Consider the following 19,208-nt stretch of genomic DNA (forward strand, 5'->3'; position numbering starts at 1 on the left):
GGACAGAAAGGACACAAAGCATGTATCAGACAATATATGATGTGGTAGAAAAAAGAGGGCGTGTAAAAACAGGGATCCTTCTGAACGGAAAGGATGCCGGGCTGAAATATCTTTTGGAAGAAAGCAGCTTTTTTTATCCGAAGAGAGCAGAAAGAAATAAAGAAGCAGAAGAATTCCTGAAGGCTTCCGTGGAAGCAGCTGTGGAAACCGGCGTTGTGAAAAACGGAGACCGGGAGATATTTGTGGAAACCTACGAGAAGAATCCCAGGCTGATCATACTGGGTGGCGGCCATGTTTCTCTTCCGGTAGCAGAGATCGGCAGGATGCTGGGCTTTCATGTAACAGTCATGGATGACCGGGAGGAATTTGTGACGGAGGAAAGATTTCCCATGGTAGATGAGAGAATCTTTGGAGATTTTGATACCCTGTCCGACAGGATCCCTCCCTATGAAAATGCCTACTATGTAGTGGTGACACGAGGCCATCTGGGAGATTCCGCCTGTGCAAGAGCGATCCTTAAGAGACCCTTTGCATATTTCGGAATGATCGGAAGCAGGACAAAGGTGCGGATCACCAGGGAAAAGCTCCTAAAAGAGGGCTTTATGGAGGAACAGCTGGATCAGATCCATGCCCCCATCGGACTTCCCATCGGAGGACAGATGCCGGCTGAGATCGCCGTGAGCATCATGGCAGAGATCGTGCAGGAAAAGAACCGGCATTTCCGCACCTACTGTGATGAGGAGGTGGAGGCAGCAGTACGCCGCAGGACACCGGGAACCATGGTCACGATCATCGAGAAGAAGGGCTCCTCACCAAGAGGAACTGGGAGCAAGATGTTCGTATTCCGGGACGGAAGCACGGCAGGAAGCATCGGCGGCGGAAAAGTGGAGTTTGAAGCCGGAAAACACGCAGTAAATATCCGAAATACGGAAACAAAGGTTTACGAGCTGGGACAGGGGGCAGGAGATCTGGGAATGATCTGCGGCGGAACTGTCCGGGTGCTTTTTGAGCCGGTAAATATGTGAAAGAACCGGCCAGGACTTGCATAATATTGCAGAATCGTGTATATTGGACGCAGAGAATTTTTTACCGGCGTATAAGGAGGAATCAGATAACATGAAGAAAAAATGTATTATGGCTTTGATAATAGGCGCGGCTTTCCTTGCACAGGGCTGTGGATATGAGGAAGGAACCGATGCAGTGGTAACAGTAGTAGATTCCACACCGACGCCGGAGCCCACAGAGAAGCCGAAGGCAACTGCAACACCTACACCAGAAGCAGCGGCAGCAGATTCCACAGCAGACGGAACAGCAGCGGCAGCGGATTCCACGGCAGACGGAGCAGCAGCGGCAACAGATCCCGCAGCACAGACAGCAGCTACGGAGCAGACCCCAAGCGGCATTAACGTACAGGCACAGGATGCTACTTACTATGCAGTGGAGGGTGTGAATTTACGTTCTGACGCCAACGCAGAGGCAGAATTTGTGGCAGGTGTCCTTTCCGGAGAATCCCTGAAGTGTACCGGTGTCTGTGACAATGGATGGATTCGTGTGGATTATAATGGCCAGACCTGCTACGCATCCGGTGATTATGTCAGCACAACACCGCCGGTGGGCGCAGTGGCAGCAGATACTACCGCAGAAGATACTACCACAGAAGCAGCACAGTAGAGCACAGACTACAGGCTTTGACCAGATCAGGGAAATCCTGATCCTGCTTTAATTGCAGATATCTCCTTGATATAATAAAAAACAGGCAACTGTATCCGATGAAAGAACATCGATACAGGTAGCCTGTTTTTTTGTTTCGGCATATAGTCCGTTCAGAACACAAGGATCATGCCAGCGGATCGTACCCGCAGATCATTCCGGATAAACAAGACGGTCCGGCTTGATATCGTAGAGAACCTCGTTCAGGAATTTCTTTGCCAGATATTTTGCCATGCCAAGGTTCATATCCAGATAATTTCCGCAGTCCTTGGGAGAAGCTCCCGGGATCTCACCCTCAAAATCGCGGATAAATTCAAACATCTCAATCATCAGCGGAACGATATCTCTGGATTCATAATCCCCGTTAAGAAGAAGATAATTTCCGGTACGGCAGCCCATAGGACCCCAGTAAATGACCTTCGGGCCAAATTCCTTATGGTTCCGCAGGAAGGTAGCTGCCAGATGCTCCATGGCGTGAAGCTCGGCTGTGTTCATAACAGGCTCCTCATTGGGAGAAGTCATACGGATATCGAAGGTAGTGATCACCTGATCTCCAACCGGATCCTTACGTGAAACGTATACGCCTGGCTGAAGCTTGATATGGTCAATGGTAAAACTTGTGATCTTTTCCATGTTGATTCCTCACTTTCTTATATGTACGGAGCCCATAATAAGCTCCATACATGATTTTAGCAGAGAACCGGAAGAGATACAAGGCAAAACAAAGGGAATCCTGCACCTGGTTCCGTGCAAAGTTGACTTTATGAAAAGATGATGTTAAACTGAGAAAAGCTTACAGGGGGGAGAGTGAAAAGCTCACCTGAAAATGCCGGAACAGGCGTTTTCGGGATCTGATAAGGAGGACTTATAAATATGAAACGTAAGGTTTTAGCCGTATTATTTGCGACAGCTCTTACCGCAGGAATGCTTTCCGGATGCGGAAGCACAGACAGTACTTCTGACAAAGCAGACCAGAAGGAAGAATCTCTGGAGAAAGAAACCTCAGAAGGACAGACAGGCGTAGATGAAGAGACAGCAGCCAATGCAGTATCCGAGGAGGAGGCTGAGGCGGCAGGCTTTTCAGACCATGAAGAAAGCGCCGATGATCAGGAGGCTTCCGGCGATGCAGAGGACACTTCACATGAAACCGAAGCTTCTGCAGACAGCTCCGCAGACAGTACAGAGGATACAGACAGCGCAGACGGAGAATTTTCCGATGGTTCCGAGGATGCACAAATGGCAGGAACAACTGTGATCGATACCAGCCAGCAGCTGACAGGAACCCATCATGCTGCCATCACCGTAAAGGATTATGGCGAGATCGATGTAGAGCTGGATGCAGACACCGCACCCATCACAGTCACAAATTTTGTAAAGCTGGTACAGGACAATTTTTATGACGGTCTGACCTTCCACCGGATCATTGACGGATTTATGATCCAGGGCGGAGATCCAAACGGAGACGGAACCGGCGGAGCAGAGGATACCATCAAGGGCGAATTTTCCAGCAATGGAGTGAAGAACGATATTTCTCATGTAAGAGGAACCATTTCCATGGCCCGCAGCACAGATCCGGACAGCGCAAGCTCTCAGTTCTTTATCGTACAGTCCGATTCCACACATCTGGACGGCGACTATGCTGCATTCGGACACGTGACCTCCGGGATGGACATTGTAGATCAGATCTGCAAGGATGCCAAGCCGACAGACGGCAACGGAACCATTGCAAAGGATCAGCAGCCGGTGATCGAGAGTATCCGTATGGTTGACTGACAGGAGGGAGAAGGATGCTGAAAGGGAAAACAGTGCTTCTTGGCATCACAGGAAGTATTGCTGCATACAAGATCGCATATCTGGCAAGTGCATTACATAAGCTTCATGCAGATGTCCATGTACTGATGACAGAGAATGCAACGAACTTTATCAATCCGATCACATTTGAAACACTGACCGGGAATAAATGCCTGGTGGATACCTTTGACCGGAACTTTCAGTTTCAGGTAGAGCACGTATCCATTGCCAAGAAGGCAGATGTTGTGATGATCGCACCGGCCAGTGCAAACGTGATCGGAAAGCTGGCCAACGGCCTTGCGGACGATATGCTCACCACTACGGTAATGGCCTGCAGGTGTCAGAAGATCCTTGCACCGGCCATGAATACCGCCATGTATGAGAATCCCGTGGTGCAGGACAATATCCGGAAGCTGCAAACCTACGGATATGAGGTGATCACACCGGCCAGCGGCTATCTGGCATGCGGGGACACCGGAGCTGGAAAAATGCCGGAGCCGGAAACCCTTCTGGAATATATCCTGAAGGAAGCCGCCTTCCAGAAAGACCTTGCCGGCAAAAAGCTCCTGGTAACGGCAGGACCTACCCAGGAGGCCATCGACCCGGTCCGCTGTCTCACCAACCATTCATCCGGAAAGATGGGATACGCCATTGCAAAAATGGCCATGCTCAGAGGAGCGGAGGTTACGCTGGTAAGCGGACCTACTGCCATTGAGCCGCCCCTTTTTGTGAAGGTCGTACCTGTGACATCCGCCAGAGATATGTTTGAGGCAGTCACCGGTTTAAGTGATGAACAGGACATCATCATCAAGGCTGCCGCAGTGGCAGACTACCGTCCGAAGCAGGTCAGCGAAGACAAGGTTAAGAAAAAAGACGATCAGGCTTCCATAGAGCTTGAGAGGACAGACGACATTCTGAAATATCTGGGCCAGCACAAAAAGCAGGGCCAGTTCCTCTGCGGATTTTCCATGGAGACCAGAGACATGCTCCGTAATTCCAGAGCCAAGCTTGAGAAGAAAAACCTGGATATGGTGGCAGCCAACAACCTGAAGGTAGAAGGCGCCGGATTCCAGGGAGATACCAATGTCCTGACTCTGATCACACAGGACGAAGAAGTGTCACTCCCGCTTATGAGCAAGGAGGATGCAGCGTTAAAGATCCTGGATAAGATCCTTCTGCTTACCACAAAGGCAGAAGCATAGCTACAGAACCGGTCAGATAGCCGGTTTTAACAACGAAAAGCGGAACAAAAAGATCACCGCTTTCCATCACCGTATTGTATCCGCAGAAAACGCCGGGAAATGCTGTATTTCCGGAAATATTCACAGAGCGGAACGGTAACAAGGAGGAGAAGAAATGAAAAACAACAGATTTACAACAGCGCAGCTTACGTTACTGGGCCTGATGGCAGCGATCCTTCTGCTGATGGCCTACACACCACTGGGATATCTGAACATCGGGCCATTGGCCATTTCCTTTAACGTGATCCCGGTAGCCATCAGTGCAGTCGTCCTTGGACCTGTAGGAGGAGCCGTGGCAGGTGCGATCTTCGGCCTGACCAGCTTTCTTCAGTGCATAGGAGTAGGCGGCTCCAGTGCAATGGGAGTTGTGCTTTTCGGTATCAATCCGGTATTTGCCTTTATACAGCGCTTCATCCCACGTCTTCTGGACGGTATCTGCCTCGGATATATTTTTAAAGGCATGCGAAAGGTCAGCAATACCTATGTGGCATGTGCAGTAACCGGATTCTTTTCCGCATTCCTGAATACACTGTTCTTCATGGCAGCACTTGTAGGACTGTTCGGAAATACCGATTATGTAAAAAATCTGATGGGCGGTCATAACATTATCATCGGCTGCTGTCTCATGGTAGGGATCAACGCAGTATGCGAAATGATTTCCTCCACAGTGATCACAGGAGCAGTGGGAGCTGCACTTTCCAAGGCACATCTGATCCCATCTGCACAGATCAGCCGTAAGAAGACAAAAGCATAAAGACAGGGAAAATAAAATTATGATATTAGCAATTGATATTGGAAATACCAACATAGTCGTGGGCTGCATCGATGATCAAAAAACATACTTCATCGAGAGACTTGCTACCGTAAGAACAAAAACAGAACTGGAATATGCCGTAGACCTGAAAACCTTACTGGAAATCTACCACATCAAAAAGGCAGACATAGAAGGCTGTATCATTTCATCTGTAGTCCCGCAGATCACCAACATTGCCAAGCTGGCAGCAGAAAAGATCCTTAAAAAAGAAGTCATGGTCCTGGGACCAGGAGTAAAAACAGGTCTGAACATCATGATGGACAACCCCGGACAGCTGGGCGCGGATCTTGTGGCAGACGCTGTGGCAGGATTAAATGAATATCCGGTTCCGTTTATTGTGATCGATATGGGAACCGCCACTACCGTTTCGGTTGTCAACAGCAAAAAGCAATACATTGGCGGAATGATCCTTCCTGGCATCGGAATATCCCTGGATGCACTGACAGCCAGAGCATCCCAGCTCAGCGGGATCAGCATCGATGCCCCGAAGCATGTGATCGGGCGCAATACCATCGAATGCATGAAAAGCGGCGTGCTCTACAGCAACGCAGCAGCCATCGACGGGATCATAGACCGGGTGGAAGAAGAGCTTGGTGAGAAAACAACCGTGATCGCAACAGGCGGTCTTGCAAAAAAGATCATTTCTCACTGTAAGAAAGAAATCATTTTGGATGAGGACCTTCTGCTCAAAGGACTCCTTGTGATCTACAAAAAAAATAAATGAAAATAATAAAAAAATCAGCTGCCGGTGCAGGAAACACCTACCGGACAGCTGATTTTTTTACTGTAAAAATGCTCTGCGGAAATCCTCAGGCACAGGTGCCAGGAAACACATAGGCTCCCCGGTGATGGGGTGAGCAAATTCCAGCTGGAAGGAATGCAGGGCCTGGCGTCCGATCCGGTCAAAAACCGGATGATACAGAAAATCCCCCGGCAGCGGACAGCCGATATATTTCATATGCACCCGGATCTGATGAGTCCGCCCCGTATCCAGATGCAGCTCCACAAGAGCATATCCATTGCTGACTGCAAGACGCTCATAATGAGTCACGGCAGCCTCCCCACGCTCAAAATTAACCTCCCTTGTGATCACAGAAGCATCCATTCTCGCAACAGGAGCGGAGATCATCCCCCTTTCCGGCGGAATCCCGTCAGTAAGTGCAAGATAGGTACGCCGGATCTGACGCTGCTTCATTTGGGCAGAGAGAAGAGCCCCGCTCAGAGGGTTCTTAGCCAGCACCAGCACCCCGGTGGTATCCCTGTCCAACCGGTTGATGCAGCGGTAGACAAAAGCCTTCCCCTGCTGCTTATAATACCAGGCAACACCGTTGGCAAGGGTATTCTCGTAGTTTCCGGCAGAGGGATGCACAGGCATATCAGCAGGCTTGTTCAGCACAAGGATATCCTCATCCTCATACAGGATATCCAGAGGCAGCGGCACCGGAATAATGGAAGGCTCCGCTCTGTCCCCGGCCTCCTCCGGAACAAGGATCCGAAGAACATCCCCCTCCCTCAGGACCGTTCTGCCAAAAGCCGGCTGTCCGTTCAGCAGGATCGCCTGCTCCGCCCGTTTCATAGTAGTCAATATATGTTTAGAAAAACCCTTCTTCCGAAGAAATCCAAGAACATTTTCCCCGGACTCCCCGGTTGAGATCGTATAGGTAATAATTCTCTGCATAGAAAAAAATCCTTTTCTGAAATTTGGCAGGCCAAAAGCCAGATCGCGCGGCCTGCGGGTATAGTATAGCATTTGGGAATGGAAATGTCGATTAGGCATAAAAAAAGAGCTGGTACAAGAGGAAACATCCTTGGACAGCTCGTGGATTATGGGATTTGTGTCGCTTATTATCTTCATTAGTCACAGACCAAAAAAGATATATTTTACAGCCATATGTAAGGATACCATTGATATTTTCCTTTGTCAAGGCGTGCCAAAGACATGAAGCATGCTAATAATGTCGTTTTTTAAGCATCATATGCAGTCGTTTTCTATCAAAAAGTAAATAAACAGTCTGATAATCATCGAAATCTAACATTAGTGGTCACTAAAAGTGGTCACTTTTTTCTTGCGTAAATCCGCGTAAAATCAATATTTTTCAAGCTTTTTTCCTTTTTCTTTCCAATTATTAGTGGTCAAAATCGTGGTCAACTGTGCCGAAAAAAGCAGCATTTAACAGTGTTTCAAGCTCTTTTTCGCTAATGAAGATATTAAGCGATACCTGACAGCAGAAAGAGATGCCATGAAAACAGGATACAGTATCAAAACATGGAAAATGCGGCTCTTTTGTCCGGAAAAGCAGATGATCGAAACAACCGAAGCCCTGTATCGGGAAGCCGTAGCCTTTTACTATGAGCTCCTGAAAGAAAGCGAAGAGCTCTGGGCCGAAAATCTGCTGACCATCCAGGGACATCTGGAAAAACTCACTGTTCCCGGAAGAGACGGAAGAGAACCAAAGTACATTCCGCCAGGCGGAAAGCTCCCCGTTTATTTTCGGAGATCTGCCATGAACAAAGCTGCAATGGCAGTAAAGACCGCAGCAAGTGCAGAAAGCTTCCCCGAAAAGATCGATGCCAACATCACCTTTTTCAAGGGAATGTACAGAGACCTGACAGACACCTCCGTAGTGCTGAAGCTCTGGAACGGAAAGAAATGGATCTGGGTACCCTGCGGACTTACAGGACGTCCCTTCCCAAAGGAAGCGGCGATCCTTTCACCAACACTGGTCCATGAGGAAAAATGGCTCATGTTCCATGTACCTGTCAAGCAGGAGAACTCCGATGCCCGGACAGCAAAGGAACGAATGCAGGAAGGCGCTAGAGTATGCAGCGTCCGCTTTACCAATACGGACAGCTTTGCAGTATGCACAGTTCTGGATGAAGAATCCAGGCAGCTGGCTGTAAAAAACTGCAGAGGTGGAAATGCATACCGACATCATTGCAAAGCTTTGATGAAAAAAGTAGAAGCATCCAGGGCATTTACCGATAAAGACAACGTCAGTCAGCCAAACAGGAAATATTACATGCATCTCAAGCACCTGAATGAACATTATGCACATCAGGTCAGCAAGGAGATCATGGATTTCTGCAAGGAAAATCACACCGGGATACTGGTACTGCCGGAGTATGATGAAGATTTTTCCAGGATATCCATGTACAGAAGCGGCAATTATTCGCCCCTTCACTTAAGTATCCGCATTCGGAATTATCTGAAATACAAAGCCTGGGCAGAAGGAATCCTGGTACTTGAGCTACGCGCCGACGGAACAGAAAAGCGATGTTCCATCTGCGGAGCCACCGGAAAAAAACAGGGCAGCGTATTCATTTGCCAGAACGGCCATCAGGTCAACCGTTTCCTGAACGGCGCCCGAAACCTGGGCCGCAAATGCCAGGAAAGCTTCCGGAAAAACAACAAACCAAGTTAATAAGCGGCAGAAATGCCTCTTATATATAAATGCTGAGTGATCAGCAAGAGAGGAAGCGCCAGTGACGCCTCCTTTCCGGTTGAATACCGCCAGGCGGCCCAACGCAGGCGTCGCCGAAGATCTGTGCCTTGTGGTGCGGGGTGTATTCGAAGTTATAAGAATGTGAAATTGCTGAAACTTGGCCTGTGCTGAGTTCAGTATATAGATGTTAAAAAATGAGGATGGAACAGAGATATGGATTCTAGAAAAGAAGTACAGCATGTATATTTGGTTGGTGCAAAGAGTTTAGGTGCATACGGGGGATATGAGACCTTTGTATACAAGCTTACAGAGTATCATCAGAATAAGGAAAACATCAAATATCATGTTGCCTGCAAGGCCAATGGTGATGGCTGCATGGACGAGAACAAATTTGAGGGTGTGACAAAGCTTAACGACCATGAGTTTGAACTCCACAATGCCCATTGCTTTAAGATCAATATTCCACAGATCGGGCCTGCGCAGGCAATTTATTATGATGTTGCAGCGTTGAAAGCATGTTGTGAACATATCAGGAAAAACCATATTCCTCATCCGATTGTTTATATAATGGCTTGTCGTATAGGACCTTTTGCAGGCCATTTTTATAAAGAAATACATAAGTTAGGCGGCAAAGTATATTTAAATCCAGATGGTCATGAGTGGATGCGGGCAAAATGGTCTGCACCGATCCGGAAATATTGGAAGATTTCCGAACAGATGATGGTTAAATATTGTGACCTGGCTATCTGCGACTCTGTGAATATCGAAAAATATATCCATGAATGTTATGACGGTAAAGGTATTAAAGGTAGAAATCCGAAAACTACGTTTATTGCTTATGGTGCAGATTTGACACTTAGCAAGCTGGCTGACGATGATGAAAAGCTTGTGAGCTGGTATAAAGAAAAAGGATTGAAAAAAAAGAATTATTACCTTGTCGTCGGTCGTTTTGTACCAGAGAACTCTTTTGAAGTTATGATCCGTGAGTTCATGAAGAGTAATAGTCAGAAAGATTTTGCACTGATCACAAATGTTAACGATAAGTTTCTGAATGAACTGGAGGAAAAACTGCATTTCAAGAGTGACGATAGAATTAAATTTGTTGGCACTGTATACGATCAGGAATTACTGAAAAAAATTCGTGAGAATGCATATGCATATTTCCATGGCCATACAGTTGGTGGTACCAACCCTTCACTGATTGAGGCTCTTGGAAGTACGGACTTGAATCTGCTGGTTGATGTTGGATTTAATAAAGAGGTTGCAGAAGATTGCGCGTTATATTGGAGTCGAAAACAGGGAAGTCTTGCAAAATTAATAGATAAAGCAGATCAGATGAGTGCTGATGAAATAGCAGAAATGGGTCGGAGAGCCAAGATGCGTGTGGCAGAAGAGTATACGTGGGATAAAATCTGTGGACAGTATGAAGAAGCTTTTGTGAATGGGGAGAACTGACTATGAAAATATTGGCAATACACAATTTCCATAGAAAAGGTTCAGCAAGTGGTGATGATCAGGTATTCAAGAGCGAAACTGCGTTGCTGGAAAGTCACGGAAATCAAGTGATTAAATATACGGTTTCAAATGATGAGTTCGACAATGCAGGATTGATTGGAAAGCTATCGGCAACATTTGGAATGCTGTGGAGTTCAAAAAATTACAGAGCAGTACGACAAATGATAGAGAAAGAAAAACCGGATATTGTACATATTCATACTTTTTTTCCATTACTTTCACCGTCAATTCTGTATGCAGCTAAACGAAGCGGAGTGAAAGTTGTAGCCACATTACATGACACCCGTTTTGTTTGTCCATGTTCAACATCTCTGAGAGGAACAGAACTGTGTAATGAATGCGGTGATGGAAAGTATTTTCGTATGTGCAAATACGGGTGTTTTAAAAACTCCAGATTGCAGAGTTTCATTGTGGCAGGAATTTTCACCTATCACCGTATAAGAAAAAGCTTTTACAAGCAGATTGATCGTTATATTTGTTTAAATGAAAATCAGATTCGACTTCTGACAAATATAGGATTTGATAAAAATAAAATTATCAAGAAATATAATTTTGTACCTGATGCAGAAGCAAATCTCAAGGCGGTAAAAGTTGAGGGTTTGCCTGAACGATATGTTGTATTTTACGGTCGTATTGGTGAAGAGAAGGGTATCAGGATTTTGATGAAAATATGGGACGAAATATCAGATATTCCCATAGTTGTAATGGGAGGTGGTCCTCTTGAGAATGAATTTAAACAGTGGGCGAAGCAACATGATAACGTCTATTTCTTAGGATATACACAGCATGATAAATGTCTCTCGATTGTGAAAGGGGGAGAATTTGTAGTTTTTCCTTCTATTTGGTATGAGGGGTGCTCTATGGTTGAAATTGAAACGGAAAGTTTAGGTAAAGGACTTATTGCTACTGATTTAGGCTTTTCGGTTGAAGCAATAGAAGATGGCGTTAATGGTTATAAAGTAGCACTTGGCGATATAATTGATTTTGGTAAGAAGATAAAAGGACTTTGGAATAATCCTCAAAAATGTATGTGCATAGGTGTTAATGCTAGAAAAGACTACGAAAATAAGTATATGCCTGAAGACAATTATCAACAGCTGATAAATATTTATAGAGATACATTAGGAATATAATTTTTGAAATAAAAAATTCTTTATAGAACTTCGTTAAATTAACTAGAAGAGGTGTAGTGAATGAATAACAATGTTGATATTGTAATAACTTGGGTGGATGGAAGTGATCCTAATTGGTTGGCTGAAAAAAAATGTATACGAAAAAGTCTAATAATGTAAGATACAGAGATTGGGATAATTTAGTATATATTTTTCGTGGTATTGAACAATTTATGCCTTGGGTTCACAAAATATATTTTGTAACGTGGGGACATCTTCCGAAGTGGTTAAATATAGATAATGAGAAATTAGTAATCGTAAATCATCAGGATTATATTCCAGAAAAATACTTGCCAACATTTAATTCTAATGTTTTAGATTTAAATATGTTTAGAATTCCTGGTTTATCGGAACAATATATAAATTTTAATGATGATACATTTGTAATAAAACCTACTAAACTAGAAGATTTTTTCTATAATGGAAAACCTAAAGATATGGCATGTATTAGTCCACAACCTATTAATAGAGACATGATTATGAATATAGAGTTAAATAATATGGAAATAATAAATGATTATTTTTCTATTAATGATATCAAACGAAATAAGAAAAAATGGTTGAATTTTAAGATGTATGGTAGTTATGCTATACGAACTTTAATTTTCATGAGATTCAAAACTATTTTAGGTTTTTTTGTACCACATATACCTATATCTCACTTAAAGTCAGTTGTAGAAGAATTATGGGAAAAAGAATATGCTGAGTATGATAAAACTTGTATGCACAAATTTAGAACTAAAGAAGATATAAATGATTGGCTTTCAAGATCATGGCAATTAGCAACTGGCAATTTTGAACCTAGAAGCAAATATTTTGGAACCATGTGTGATGCAAGTGAAATAGATTTGATTAAGAAGATTTTATGGAAATCAAAGTACAAAATGTTATGTATTAATGATTCTGATAAAATAGATGAGTCCAGCTTCAAAGAAAATAAAAAGCTAATAAATGGAGAATTAAACAAGTTATTGCCACAAAAAAGTTCTTTTGAAATCTGAAATGTATTTAAGATTTAATTCAGGAATGGAAGATTTAATGAAATATAATAAAAATGCTTCGAATAGTTTATTCAGTGAGAGAAGCGCAAAAAATAAAGTATTAATAATAGTACCACATGAAGACGACGAAACAATAATAGCAGGAAACATAATTGACCTTTTAAAATTAAATGGTAATGATATTAAGGTAGCTTATTTAACGAATGGTGATTATTCAATACCAGCTGAAATTAGAGCAAAAGAAGCTATACATGCAATTAGAACATTGGGTTTGAATGAGGATGATGTGTTTTTTTTAGGCTATCCAGATACCCAATTTGGAGAGAATACATCGTTGATAGAGACAACGGATAAACCTTATAGGTCTAAAGCAGGAAAGCTAGAAACATATTGTTGTAATAATTTTAAGGAATTTTGTTTTCAGACTAAAGGTATTCATCATGAGTACATTGGTGAAAATGTTATTAGTGATTTAGAAGAAATTATAAAATTTCTTTATCCGGATATAATAATCTGTAATGATTATGATAAACATCCAGATCACATGACTGTATCTTATGGAATAGATATGGCATTAGATAGAATAATAAGAGAGGACATTAATAATACATATAGACCATTATTATGGAAGAGTTTTGCATATTCACTTGGATATTTTGCAAAAGATCTTTTGAAAAATAGCAACATTAATTCAACTATGGTGCCGGATTGTGATAGTGTATCGTCTGATTTTAACATTATTAATAAATCTATTTTTCAATGGAATAAAAGAATTAGAATTCCAAATTCTCCTTTTAATAATTGGAATGACTTCGTATATAAACAACGTTTGTTTAAGGCATTGGCATGTCATAAATCACAGTTTGCAGCGTTTCGTATTGGCAGAGTGTGGAGAGGCGATGAAGTATACTGGGAAAGAAGAACGGATAGTGTTTTAAGTAATTCAGAGTATTATTTAAATGGAAGAGAAGTTAAGTCATTGAGTAATTTTTGTTTATATAAAGCAAAAAATTTTTCAAGCAATACGCTTGAATTTATTGATGATTCTCTAGTGTTTAATAATAACGATGAATTGTTAATAAAATGCCCGAAAAAATCTATTGAACAGATAGTTATATATGGATTTATAGGGTCTGAATGTGAGAGAGGGAGAATTAATCTTACATTAAATAATGGATTTTCAAGATCTTTTGATTTTATCTCAAAATACGGTTCACCATTTAATATAAATATACCTCGTCAAAATGATATAGTTTGGATGAGATTTCACTTTAGTTCTAAAAACAAATGTAAGATTTCTAGAATAGAAGGTTTTGCAGAAAAACAAATGAATAATTCAATCATCAAGCCTTATATCAAAATACTTATAGATGATAATTTTACGAATCATTATTATATACCATCTAAAAATCGGGTGTTGACGGTAGATTTGTATAGATTTAAAGTTGAGGATTCTGTAAACCTTAAAATTGTGCAGGGAAAAGCCGATATTATAAATAAAAATCAGATAAAAATTTTATCGTTGAAAAAACCGATCATTTTACGAGCTTCATGTGATAGTGAACCGATTTATGATCAGGTGACGATCAGCAAAGAGAATAACGTGGTTCATAATTTTAAAAATTTATTCAATTGTATTTTTTTAAAGCTTTTTAGAGTTAATTCACACGTATATTTATTTAAAAGATTATGCAAAGCGAAGGGATTAAAATCAGCAGTATTGTTTTATAAAAGAAAAATGGAGAATAAATAATGATGATATGTAAGGATATGGTGTTATGAAAACTAAAAAAATATCAAGAATAGATATAATTATTTTCTTTTGCTTATTTTATCCAATTCTTCCGGTATACGCTAAAATAGCTTCAATAAATTTACGAAATCTTTTGTGTTTAATATTTGTTGCTGTTTCTTTATTTTACATTGGAAGAAATGTAAGTTTACCTTCGAAGAACATTTGGACATCAGTATGTTTTTTAATTTGGATTATTGGGAGAAGTATTCAAGATATTAGTTCTGGATTTTTCCTTGAAGGTTTTTATTTTCTTTTATTAACTATAGTTTCTTTTATTTGTCTATATAATTTGATTAAAAATCATAACGATTTTCTTATTGCTTTGAAGACAATTTTAATTGGAGCTTCTTTAGTGTCAATATTGGGTATTTTTGAAGAAATTACAAGGGTGAATGTTTTCTCATTTCTAAATACCGATTATGAATTGATTTATAACCCGTTGCGATTTGGATTGCTGAGAATATTAGGTTTTTCTCAGCATACAATTGCGCATGGTGTATATGTTATGTTTATGATGTCTATATGTATGTACATGTGGCAGTTTGTAAATAAAAAAACAGAAAAGTTTTTCATTATAACAATATATTCATTGTTATGTATAAATTTGCTATTAACGCTATCTAGATCAATTATAATATGTACTATTGCGTCGCAATTTTTGATTTTATACATGATGGGTGCAAGAAAACTGTTTAAAATGATTTTTAAAACGATTATTTTTATCATTCCAATACTCTTTATTGTTACGTTGTTTATACCGGCATTAGGTAAAACTATAAAATATGGATTCTTAATGATTGCAGCATTATTTGATAGTAAAGTTGCATCATCCATTTCATCAGCATTTGGAAATGATAATTTGATGGGTGTTGGTAATAGATTTGATTTGTACGGATGGGTATCTGAAAAAATGGCAGGGCATTGGCTATTTGGTCATGGATTGTATGCGGATTTTTCATATTCTTTTACTCAAAGTAATGGATTTTATTCTTGGATACAAACGAAAGATAGTATTGAAGTTGAATATTTGAATACATTATATCAGTTTGGAATTTTTGGAATGATGACTGAAGTATTATCGTTTCTTTCAGTTTTAGGATTGAACATTAAAAAATATAGCTCAAAGCTATTTTTTGAAAAAAAAATTAGTTTCAATAAGATTGCATTTGTAACATTAATTTTTTATTATTTGCAATTGTTTGCAGTGAATCAATCTTCCGATAAATATGTATTTTATATATTTGTAATGTTTACAATTATTTATAATGGAAGAGTTGCACAAGAAAAATAGAACAGGAAAGGAATACTTTTATATGATTATTAAGAAATATAATAGTATAAAAAAAATAGAAGAAATATATGATGAATTGTATAATAGTTTACCGAAAAAGCATGCGTTTCAATCATTAAGCTTTTTAAAGCAAACAGATACTTTATATTATAAACTTAGGTGGCGTTCGTCAGTTAGTTATTATGTAGTATTTGAACAAGATAAACCTATTCTTATAGCTGGATTTAGAAAATACAATAAAGATACTGTTATACTTTTGGGGTCAAGAGCGGGGTATGATTATTGTGACATAATTTGGAGTAATGAAAACGTTTTTGAAGATGGGATAAAATTAGTTTTTGCTGAATTAAAAAGAAGCAAGATTAAAAATATTATTTGGAAATTTTGGGAAGTTGACAGTTATTCCTTCACAACTATTAAAAAACTTGTAAATGTAGTAGAAATAAATGAAGTTAAGAATACAAGAATTAATATTGGAAATTATGATTCTTATGATGATTATTGGAAATCATTAGGAAAACATGCAAAGCAGAATGTCAGGACAGCTTATAATAGACTAAAACGTGAGAATAAGAAAATCGAATTTAAATTTTATGATTCAAATACTATATGTGAGAATAACTTTTGCACAAAATTAGATGAATTTCTTGACTTATATTTGGTACGACAATCCTTAAAATATAAAGGTGGAAAAAAATTACATCAATTGTATTTATCTAAATTTAATTATATCACCAATTCTTTAAGAAATGATCATTCTATAATGATGGAAATTAGAATTGATGATGAGTTGGCTGCTTTTATGCAGGGTACATTAAATAGCGATTGGAGTGAATATGAGATTCCTAGACTGGCAATAAATGATAAATTTGCTTTTTTCTCACCAGGAATGATTCTTGTAAATGAAGCCATAAAATATATGATGGGTAATACTGATATTAAGATATTTAATCTATGCCGTGGAGATGAGAAGTATAAATATGATATGGGGGGAGAGAATTACTACACAGCAAATGTAAAGTTGACTTTAAATTAAGGGAATAATTGACTTATAAAAAAATATATAAGGAGCTTGTATGATATGGAAAATAAAGATTGTAAAATTATAGCTTATTATTTGCCTCAATTCCACCAAATCCCAGAAAACGATACCTTTTGGGGAAAGGGATTTACAGAATGGGTAAATGTTAAAAAAGCAAAACCATTATTTGAAGGACATTGCCAGCCTAGGGTTCCTTTAAATAATAATTATTATGATTTATCAGATGAAAATGTGCTTATATGGCAAGCTGAATTAGCTAAAAAATATGGTGTGTATGGATTCTGTTTTTATCATTACTGGTTTTATGAAAAACCAATTTTAGAGAAACCTCTTTATAACTTTTTATATAATAAAGATATAGATATTAATTTTTGCTTTTGCTGGGCTAATGAATCGTGGACCAATGCATGGTCAAGTTCAGATAGGTCAGTAATTATGGAGCAGAAATATGGGGATAAAGAGGAGTGGGAAAGACATTTTAATTTTTTACTACCATTTTTCAAAGATGATAGATATATCAAGGAGGAAAACAAACCTCTTTTAGTAATTTATAGACCATATTTGTGTGAATGTATTGTAGAAATGTTGGATTATTGGAAGGATTTGGCTGTAAAGAATGGCTTTTCCGGATTAAAAATTGCTTCACAGAGATTTGAAAAGCCTGAAGATAATTACCAAGCATATAATTACTTAGATTACCACATTGAATATCAACCTGACTATGATAAATGTCATTATAAAAATGCGGATAAGTTGACATTTAAGTTAAAGAAATTTGTTAAAAATATTTTTCTAGAAAAATTGAATATTGATATTCATATTAAGAAGAAAAATCGAAAACCAATAATTTTTAGTTATGATGATATGTGGAATGAAATAATTTCAGTACACCCAGAATCAAATAAAAGTATTGCTGGTGGTTTTGTAGATTGGGATAATACGCCACGACATGGATCCAGAGGAACTTGTTTTGAAGGAGCTACACCTGATAAATTTGAGAAATATTTGAGAATGCAAATGAAACATATTGACAAAGAATACTTGAATGATTATCTTTTTATGTTTGCATGGAATGAGTGGGGAGAAGGCGGGTATTTGGAACCGGATGAAAAAAACGAATATAAATACTTGCAAGCAATTTATAATGCATTATTTTTATAAAGTAATATAGATATGCTTGTCTGGGATAGAAATTGGAAAACAACATTTTCTGATTGAAAAGAGGGAAGAGGGTGAATTTATGAAGATTGGATTACTTGGATTTGAATTTGATTCGCCAAATAAAGGGTGTGAAGCCTTAGGTTATTCTTTTGTTAGTTTAATTAAAAAAAATTATCCTGATAAAGTTGAATTTTATGTGTTTACTAACGATGAATTGGGACTGTTTCCGGAATATTTTGATGATATTTGCTTTGAAAAAGTTCCATTAAAAATTAAAGATTTTTCTTTTCAAATGATTAAAGCTATGAGAAAATGTGATTTTATTTTTGATGTCACTTTGGGAGATAGTTTTTCAGATATTTATTCTATAGATCAATGTTTGTCAAATATTAGATTTAAGTTTTTAGCAGAAATATTTGGTAGAAAATATATTTTATTACCACAGACTTATGGCCCTTTTGAAGATAAAAAATGCAGGGATCGTAGTATACATATATTGAATCATGCAGATTATATATTTTGCCGTGATAAAAAATCTATGGAATATATTCGAGCGTTAGGAATAAAGAGTACACATTTACAATTGACTACAGATATGGCATTTGCTTTGCCTTATAATGAAGAGAAATATACAATTGATTCTAATAATATAAAAATTGGGATAAATGTATCGGGATTACTTTGGAAAGGTGGATTTGAAAGGAAAAATCAATTTGGATTGTCTTTTGATTATAGACAATTTATTTATGATATTTTAACTTATTTTACTGATAAAGTTAATGCAGAAGTATATTTGATTCCTCATGTTATTGATAACGCTGAATCAGCTAGAGATGATGATTATAGATATTTGAAAACAATTAGCGAAAATAATACTTTTGTTAAAATTGCACCTGCTTTTTCTTCGCCCATTGATGCTAAGAGTTTTATATCAAAAATGGACTTTTTCATTGGTTCAAGAATGCATGCTACGATTGCATCTTTTTCTAGTGGGGTACCAACGGTAGCGGTTTCTTATAGTAGAAAATTTGAAGGGTTATTTGGATCAATGAATTATCCTTATGTTGTACATGGAAATGAAGAAACAATAGAAGAAGCCGAGAATCATATTATAAATTGGTTTAATCAAAGAGATATTATTAAAAAACAATTATTAAAGAGCAATAGCATTATAGAAAATAGTTTATTGTTTTTTGAAACAGAATTAACAAAAATCTTAGAAATGGAATGAT

At 39.0% G+C, this 19,208-nt stretch carries 17 protein-coding genes and 1 pseudogene; 16 read left to right on the forward strand and 2 right to left on the reverse strand.

Features of this window, described 5'->3' with window-relative positions:
- Positions 1 to 20 precede the first annotated feature (20 nt).
- Both NE671_RS00625 and NE671_RS00630 read left to right on the forward strand, forming a co-directional pair.
- Positions 21 to 1,025: an XdhC family protein gene (locus NE671_RS00625; protein WP_173745951.1), complete on the forward strand. Its 1,005-nt coding sequence runs from the start codon at positions 21 to 23 to the stop codon at positions 1,023 to 1,025.
- Between the two features lie 91 nt (positions 1,026 to 1,116).
- Positions 1,117 to 1,671, forward strand: coding sequence for an SH3 domain-containing protein (locus NE671_RS00630; RefSeq protein WP_129974831.1), 555 nt, complete (start codon positions 1,117 to 1,119; stop codon positions 1,669 to 1,671).
- Positions 1,672 to 1,863: 192 nt separating this feature from the next.
- Here NE671_RS00630 and NE671_RS00635 read toward each other — a convergent pair whose 3' ends face one another.
- Positions 1,864 to 2,343 carry an S-ribosylhomocysteine lyase gene (locus tag NE671_RS00635; RefSeq protein WP_015524777.1) on the reverse strand — a complete coding sequence of 160 codons (480 nt, stop codon included), beginning with the start codon at positions 2,341 to 2,343 and terminating at the stop codon, positions 1,864 to 1,866.
- A gap of 636 nt (positions 2,344 to 2,979) precedes the next feature.
- Between NE671_RS00635 and NE671_RS16145 the strand changes: the two are divergent.
- From NE671_RS16145 to NE671_RS00655, 4 genes and pseudogenes are all read left to right on the forward strand, one after another.
- Positions 2,980 to 3,483 (forward strand): annotated as a pseudogene (locus NE671_RS16145) (peptidylprolyl isomerase); the annotation flags it as partial.
- A gap of 14 nt (positions 3,484 to 3,497) precedes the next feature.
- On the forward strand, positions 3,498 to 4,703 hold the full coding sequence (coaBC, locus tag NE671_RS00645) for a bifunctional phosphopantothenoylcysteine decarboxylase/phosphopantothenate--cysteine ligase CoaBC (protein ID WP_021651707.1): 1,206 nt from the start codon (positions 3,498 to 3,500) through the stop codon (positions 4,701 to 4,703).
- Positions 4,704 to 4,857: 154 nt separating this feature from the next.
- Entirely contained in the window at positions 4,858 to 5,496 is a 639-nt protein-coding gene (locus NE671_RS00650; RefSeq protein ID WP_021651709.1) for an ECF transporter S component, read from the forward strand.
- 19 nt (positions 5,497 to 5,515) lie between these two features.
- Entirely contained in the window at positions 5,516 to 6,280 is a 765-nt protein-coding gene (locus tag NE671_RS00655; protein ID WP_021651710.1) for a type III pantothenate kinase, read from the forward strand.
- 57 nt (positions 6,281 to 6,337) lie between these two features.
- Here the strand turns inward: NE671_RS00655 and NE671_RS00660 are convergent, their stop codons facing one another.
- The gene (locus tag NE671_RS00660) at positions 6,338 to 7,234 is read right to left on the reverse strand and encodes an RluA family pseudouridine synthase (protein ID WP_256163540.1); all 897 of its coding nucleotides are present in this window, start codon (positions 7,232 to 7,234) and stop codon (positions 6,338 to 6,340) included.
- 562 nt (positions 7,235 to 7,796) lie between these two features.
- Here NE671_RS00660 and NE671_RS00665 point away from each other — a divergent pair.
- From NE671_RS00665 to NE671_RS00705, 10 genes are all read left to right on the forward strand, one after another.
- Positions 7,797 to 8,978, forward strand: a complete 1,182-nt coding sequence (locus tag NE671_RS00665) for a zinc ribbon domain-containing protein (protein ID WP_022426819.1) — start codon at positions 7,797 to 7,799, stop codon at positions 8,976 to 8,978.
- A 234-nt stretch (positions 8,979 to 9,212) separates the two neighbouring features.
- Entirely contained in the window at positions 9,213 to 10,454 is a 1,242-nt protein-coding gene (cps2T, locus tag NE671_RS00670) for a beta 1-4 rhamnosyltransferase Cps2T (protein WP_022426818.1), read from the forward strand.
- A gap of 2 nt (positions 10,455 to 10,456) precedes the next feature.
- The gene (locus NE671_RS00675) at positions 10,457 to 11,647 is read left to right on the forward strand and encodes a glycosyltransferase family 4 protein (RefSeq protein ID WP_022426817.1); all 1,191 of its coding nucleotides are present in this window, start codon (positions 10,457 to 10,459) and stop codon (positions 11,645 to 11,647) included.
- Positions 11,648 to 11,707: 60 nt separating this feature from the next.
- A complete protein-coding gene (locus NE671_RS16150) occupies positions 11,708 to 11,806 on the forward strand; it encodes a Stealth CR1 domain-containing protein (RefSeq protein ID WP_412354378.1) in 99 nt (32 codons plus the stop codon).
- Positions 11,779 to 12,687 carry a stealth conserved region 3 domain-containing protein gene (locus NE671_RS00680; protein ID WP_256163541.1) on the forward strand — a complete coding sequence of 303 codons (909 nt, stop codon included), beginning with the start codon at positions 11,779 to 11,781 and terminating at the stop codon, positions 12,685 to 12,687. Before NE671_RS16150 ends, NE671_RS00680 begins: the two co-directional genes overlap by 28 nt.
- Positions 12,688 to 12,724: 37 nt before the next feature.
- Positions 12,725 to 14,440: a PIG-L family deacetylase gene (locus NE671_RS00685; protein ID WP_022426815.1), complete on the forward strand. Its 1,716-nt coding sequence runs from the start codon at positions 12,725 to 12,727 to the stop codon at positions 14,438 to 14,440.
- Between the two features lie 25 nt (positions 14,441 to 14,465).
- Positions 14,466 to 15,773 (forward strand): O-antigen ligase family protein, encoded by a 1,308-nt coding sequence (locus tag NE671_RS00690; RefSeq protein ID WP_022426814.1) that lies wholly within the window; start codon positions 14,466 to 14,468, stop codon positions 15,771 to 15,773.
- A 22-nt stretch (positions 15,774 to 15,795) separates the two neighbouring features.
- On the forward strand, positions 15,796 to 16,809 hold the full coding sequence (locus NE671_RS00695; protein WP_022426813.1) for a GNAT family N-acetyltransferase: 1,014 nt from the start codon (positions 15,796 to 15,798) through the stop codon (positions 16,807 to 16,809).
- Positions 16,810 to 16,854: 45 nt separating this feature from the next.
- A complete protein-coding gene (locus NE671_RS00700; protein ID WP_022426812.1) occupies positions 16,855 to 17,976 on the forward strand; it encodes a glycosyltransferase WbsX family protein in 1,122 nt (373 codons plus the stop codon).
- A gap of 79 nt (positions 17,977 to 18,055) precedes the next feature.
- A complete protein-coding gene (locus tag NE671_RS00705; RefSeq protein ID WP_022426811.1) occupies positions 18,056 to 19,207 on the forward strand; it encodes a polysaccharide pyruvyl transferase family protein in 1,152 nt (383 codons plus the stop codon).
- Position 19,208 lies beyond the last annotated feature (1 nt).

Source organism: Blautia sp. DFI.9.10 (assembly GCF_024461705.1).
Lineage (GTDB): Bacteria > Bacillota > Clostridia > Lachnospirales > Lachnospiraceae > Blautia_A > Blautia_A fusiformis.

Excerpts from the sequence above, each read along its gene's own strand:
- NE671_RS00695 (WP_022426813.1), top strand. The coding sequence starts at position 15,796 with ATGATTATTAAGAAATATAATAGTATAAAAAAAATAGAAGAAATATAT.
- NE671_RS00635 (WP_015524777.1), bottom strand. The coding sequence starts at position 2,343 with ATGGAAAAGATCACAAGTTTTACCATTGACCATATCAAGCTTCAGCCA.
- NE671_RS00680 (WP_256163541.1), top strand. The coding sequence starts at position 11,779 with ATGTATACGAAAAAGTCTAATAATGTAAGATACAGAGATTGGGATAAT.
- NE671_RS00705 (WP_022426811.1), top strand. The coding sequence starts at position 18,056 with ATGAAGATTGGATTACTTGGATTTGAATTTGATTCGCCAAATAAAGGG.
- NE671_RS00665 (WP_022426819.1), top strand. The coding sequence starts at position 7,797 with ATGAAAACAGGATACAGTATCAAAACATGGAAAATGCGGCTCTTTTGT.
- NE671_RS00685 (WP_022426815.1), top strand. The coding sequence starts at position 12,725 with ATGAAATATAATAAAAATGCTTCGAATAGTTTATTCAGTGAGAGAAGC.
- NE671_RS00650 (WP_021651709.1), top strand. The coding sequence starts at position 4,858 with ATGAAAAACAACAGATTTACAACAGCGCAGCTTACGTTACTGGGCCTG.
- NE671_RS16150 (WP_412354378.1), top strand. The coding sequence starts at position 11,708 with ATGAATAACAATGTTGATATTGTAATAACTTGGGTGGATGGAAGTGAT.
- NE671_RS00690 (WP_022426814.1), top strand. The coding sequence starts at position 14,466 with ATGAAAACTAAAAAAATATCAAGAATAGATATAATTATTTTCTTTTGC.
- NE671_RS00625 (WP_173745951.1), top strand. The coding sequence starts at position 21 with ATGTATCAGACAATATATGATGTGGTAGAAAAAAGAGGGCGTGTAAAA.
- NE671_RS00660 (WP_256163540.1), bottom strand. The coding sequence starts at position 7,234 with ATGCAGAGAATTATTACCTATACGATCTCAACCGGGGAGTCCGGGGAA.
- NE671_RS00630 (WP_129974831.1), top strand. The coding sequence starts at position 1,117 with ATGAAGAAAAAATGTATTATGGCTTTGATAATAGGCGCGGCTTTCCTT.
- coaBC (WP_021651707.1), top strand. The coding sequence starts at position 3,498 with ATGCTGAAAGGGAAAACAGTGCTTCTTGGCATCACAGGAAGTATTGCT.
- cps2T (WP_022426818.1), top strand. The coding sequence starts at position 9,213 with ATGGATTCTAGAAAAGAAGTACAGCATGTATATTTGGTTGGTGCAAAG.
- NE671_RS00675 (WP_022426817.1), top strand. The coding sequence starts at position 10,457 with ATGAAAATATTGGCAATACACAATTTCCATAGAAAAGGTTCAGCAAGT.
- NE671_RS00655 (WP_021651710.1), top strand. The coding sequence starts at position 5,516 with ATGATATTAGCAATTGATATTGGAAATACCAACATAGTCGTGGGCTGC.
- NE671_RS00700 (WP_022426812.1), top strand. The coding sequence starts at position 16,855 with ATGGAAAATAAAGATTGTAAAATTATAGCTTATTATTTGCCTCAATTC.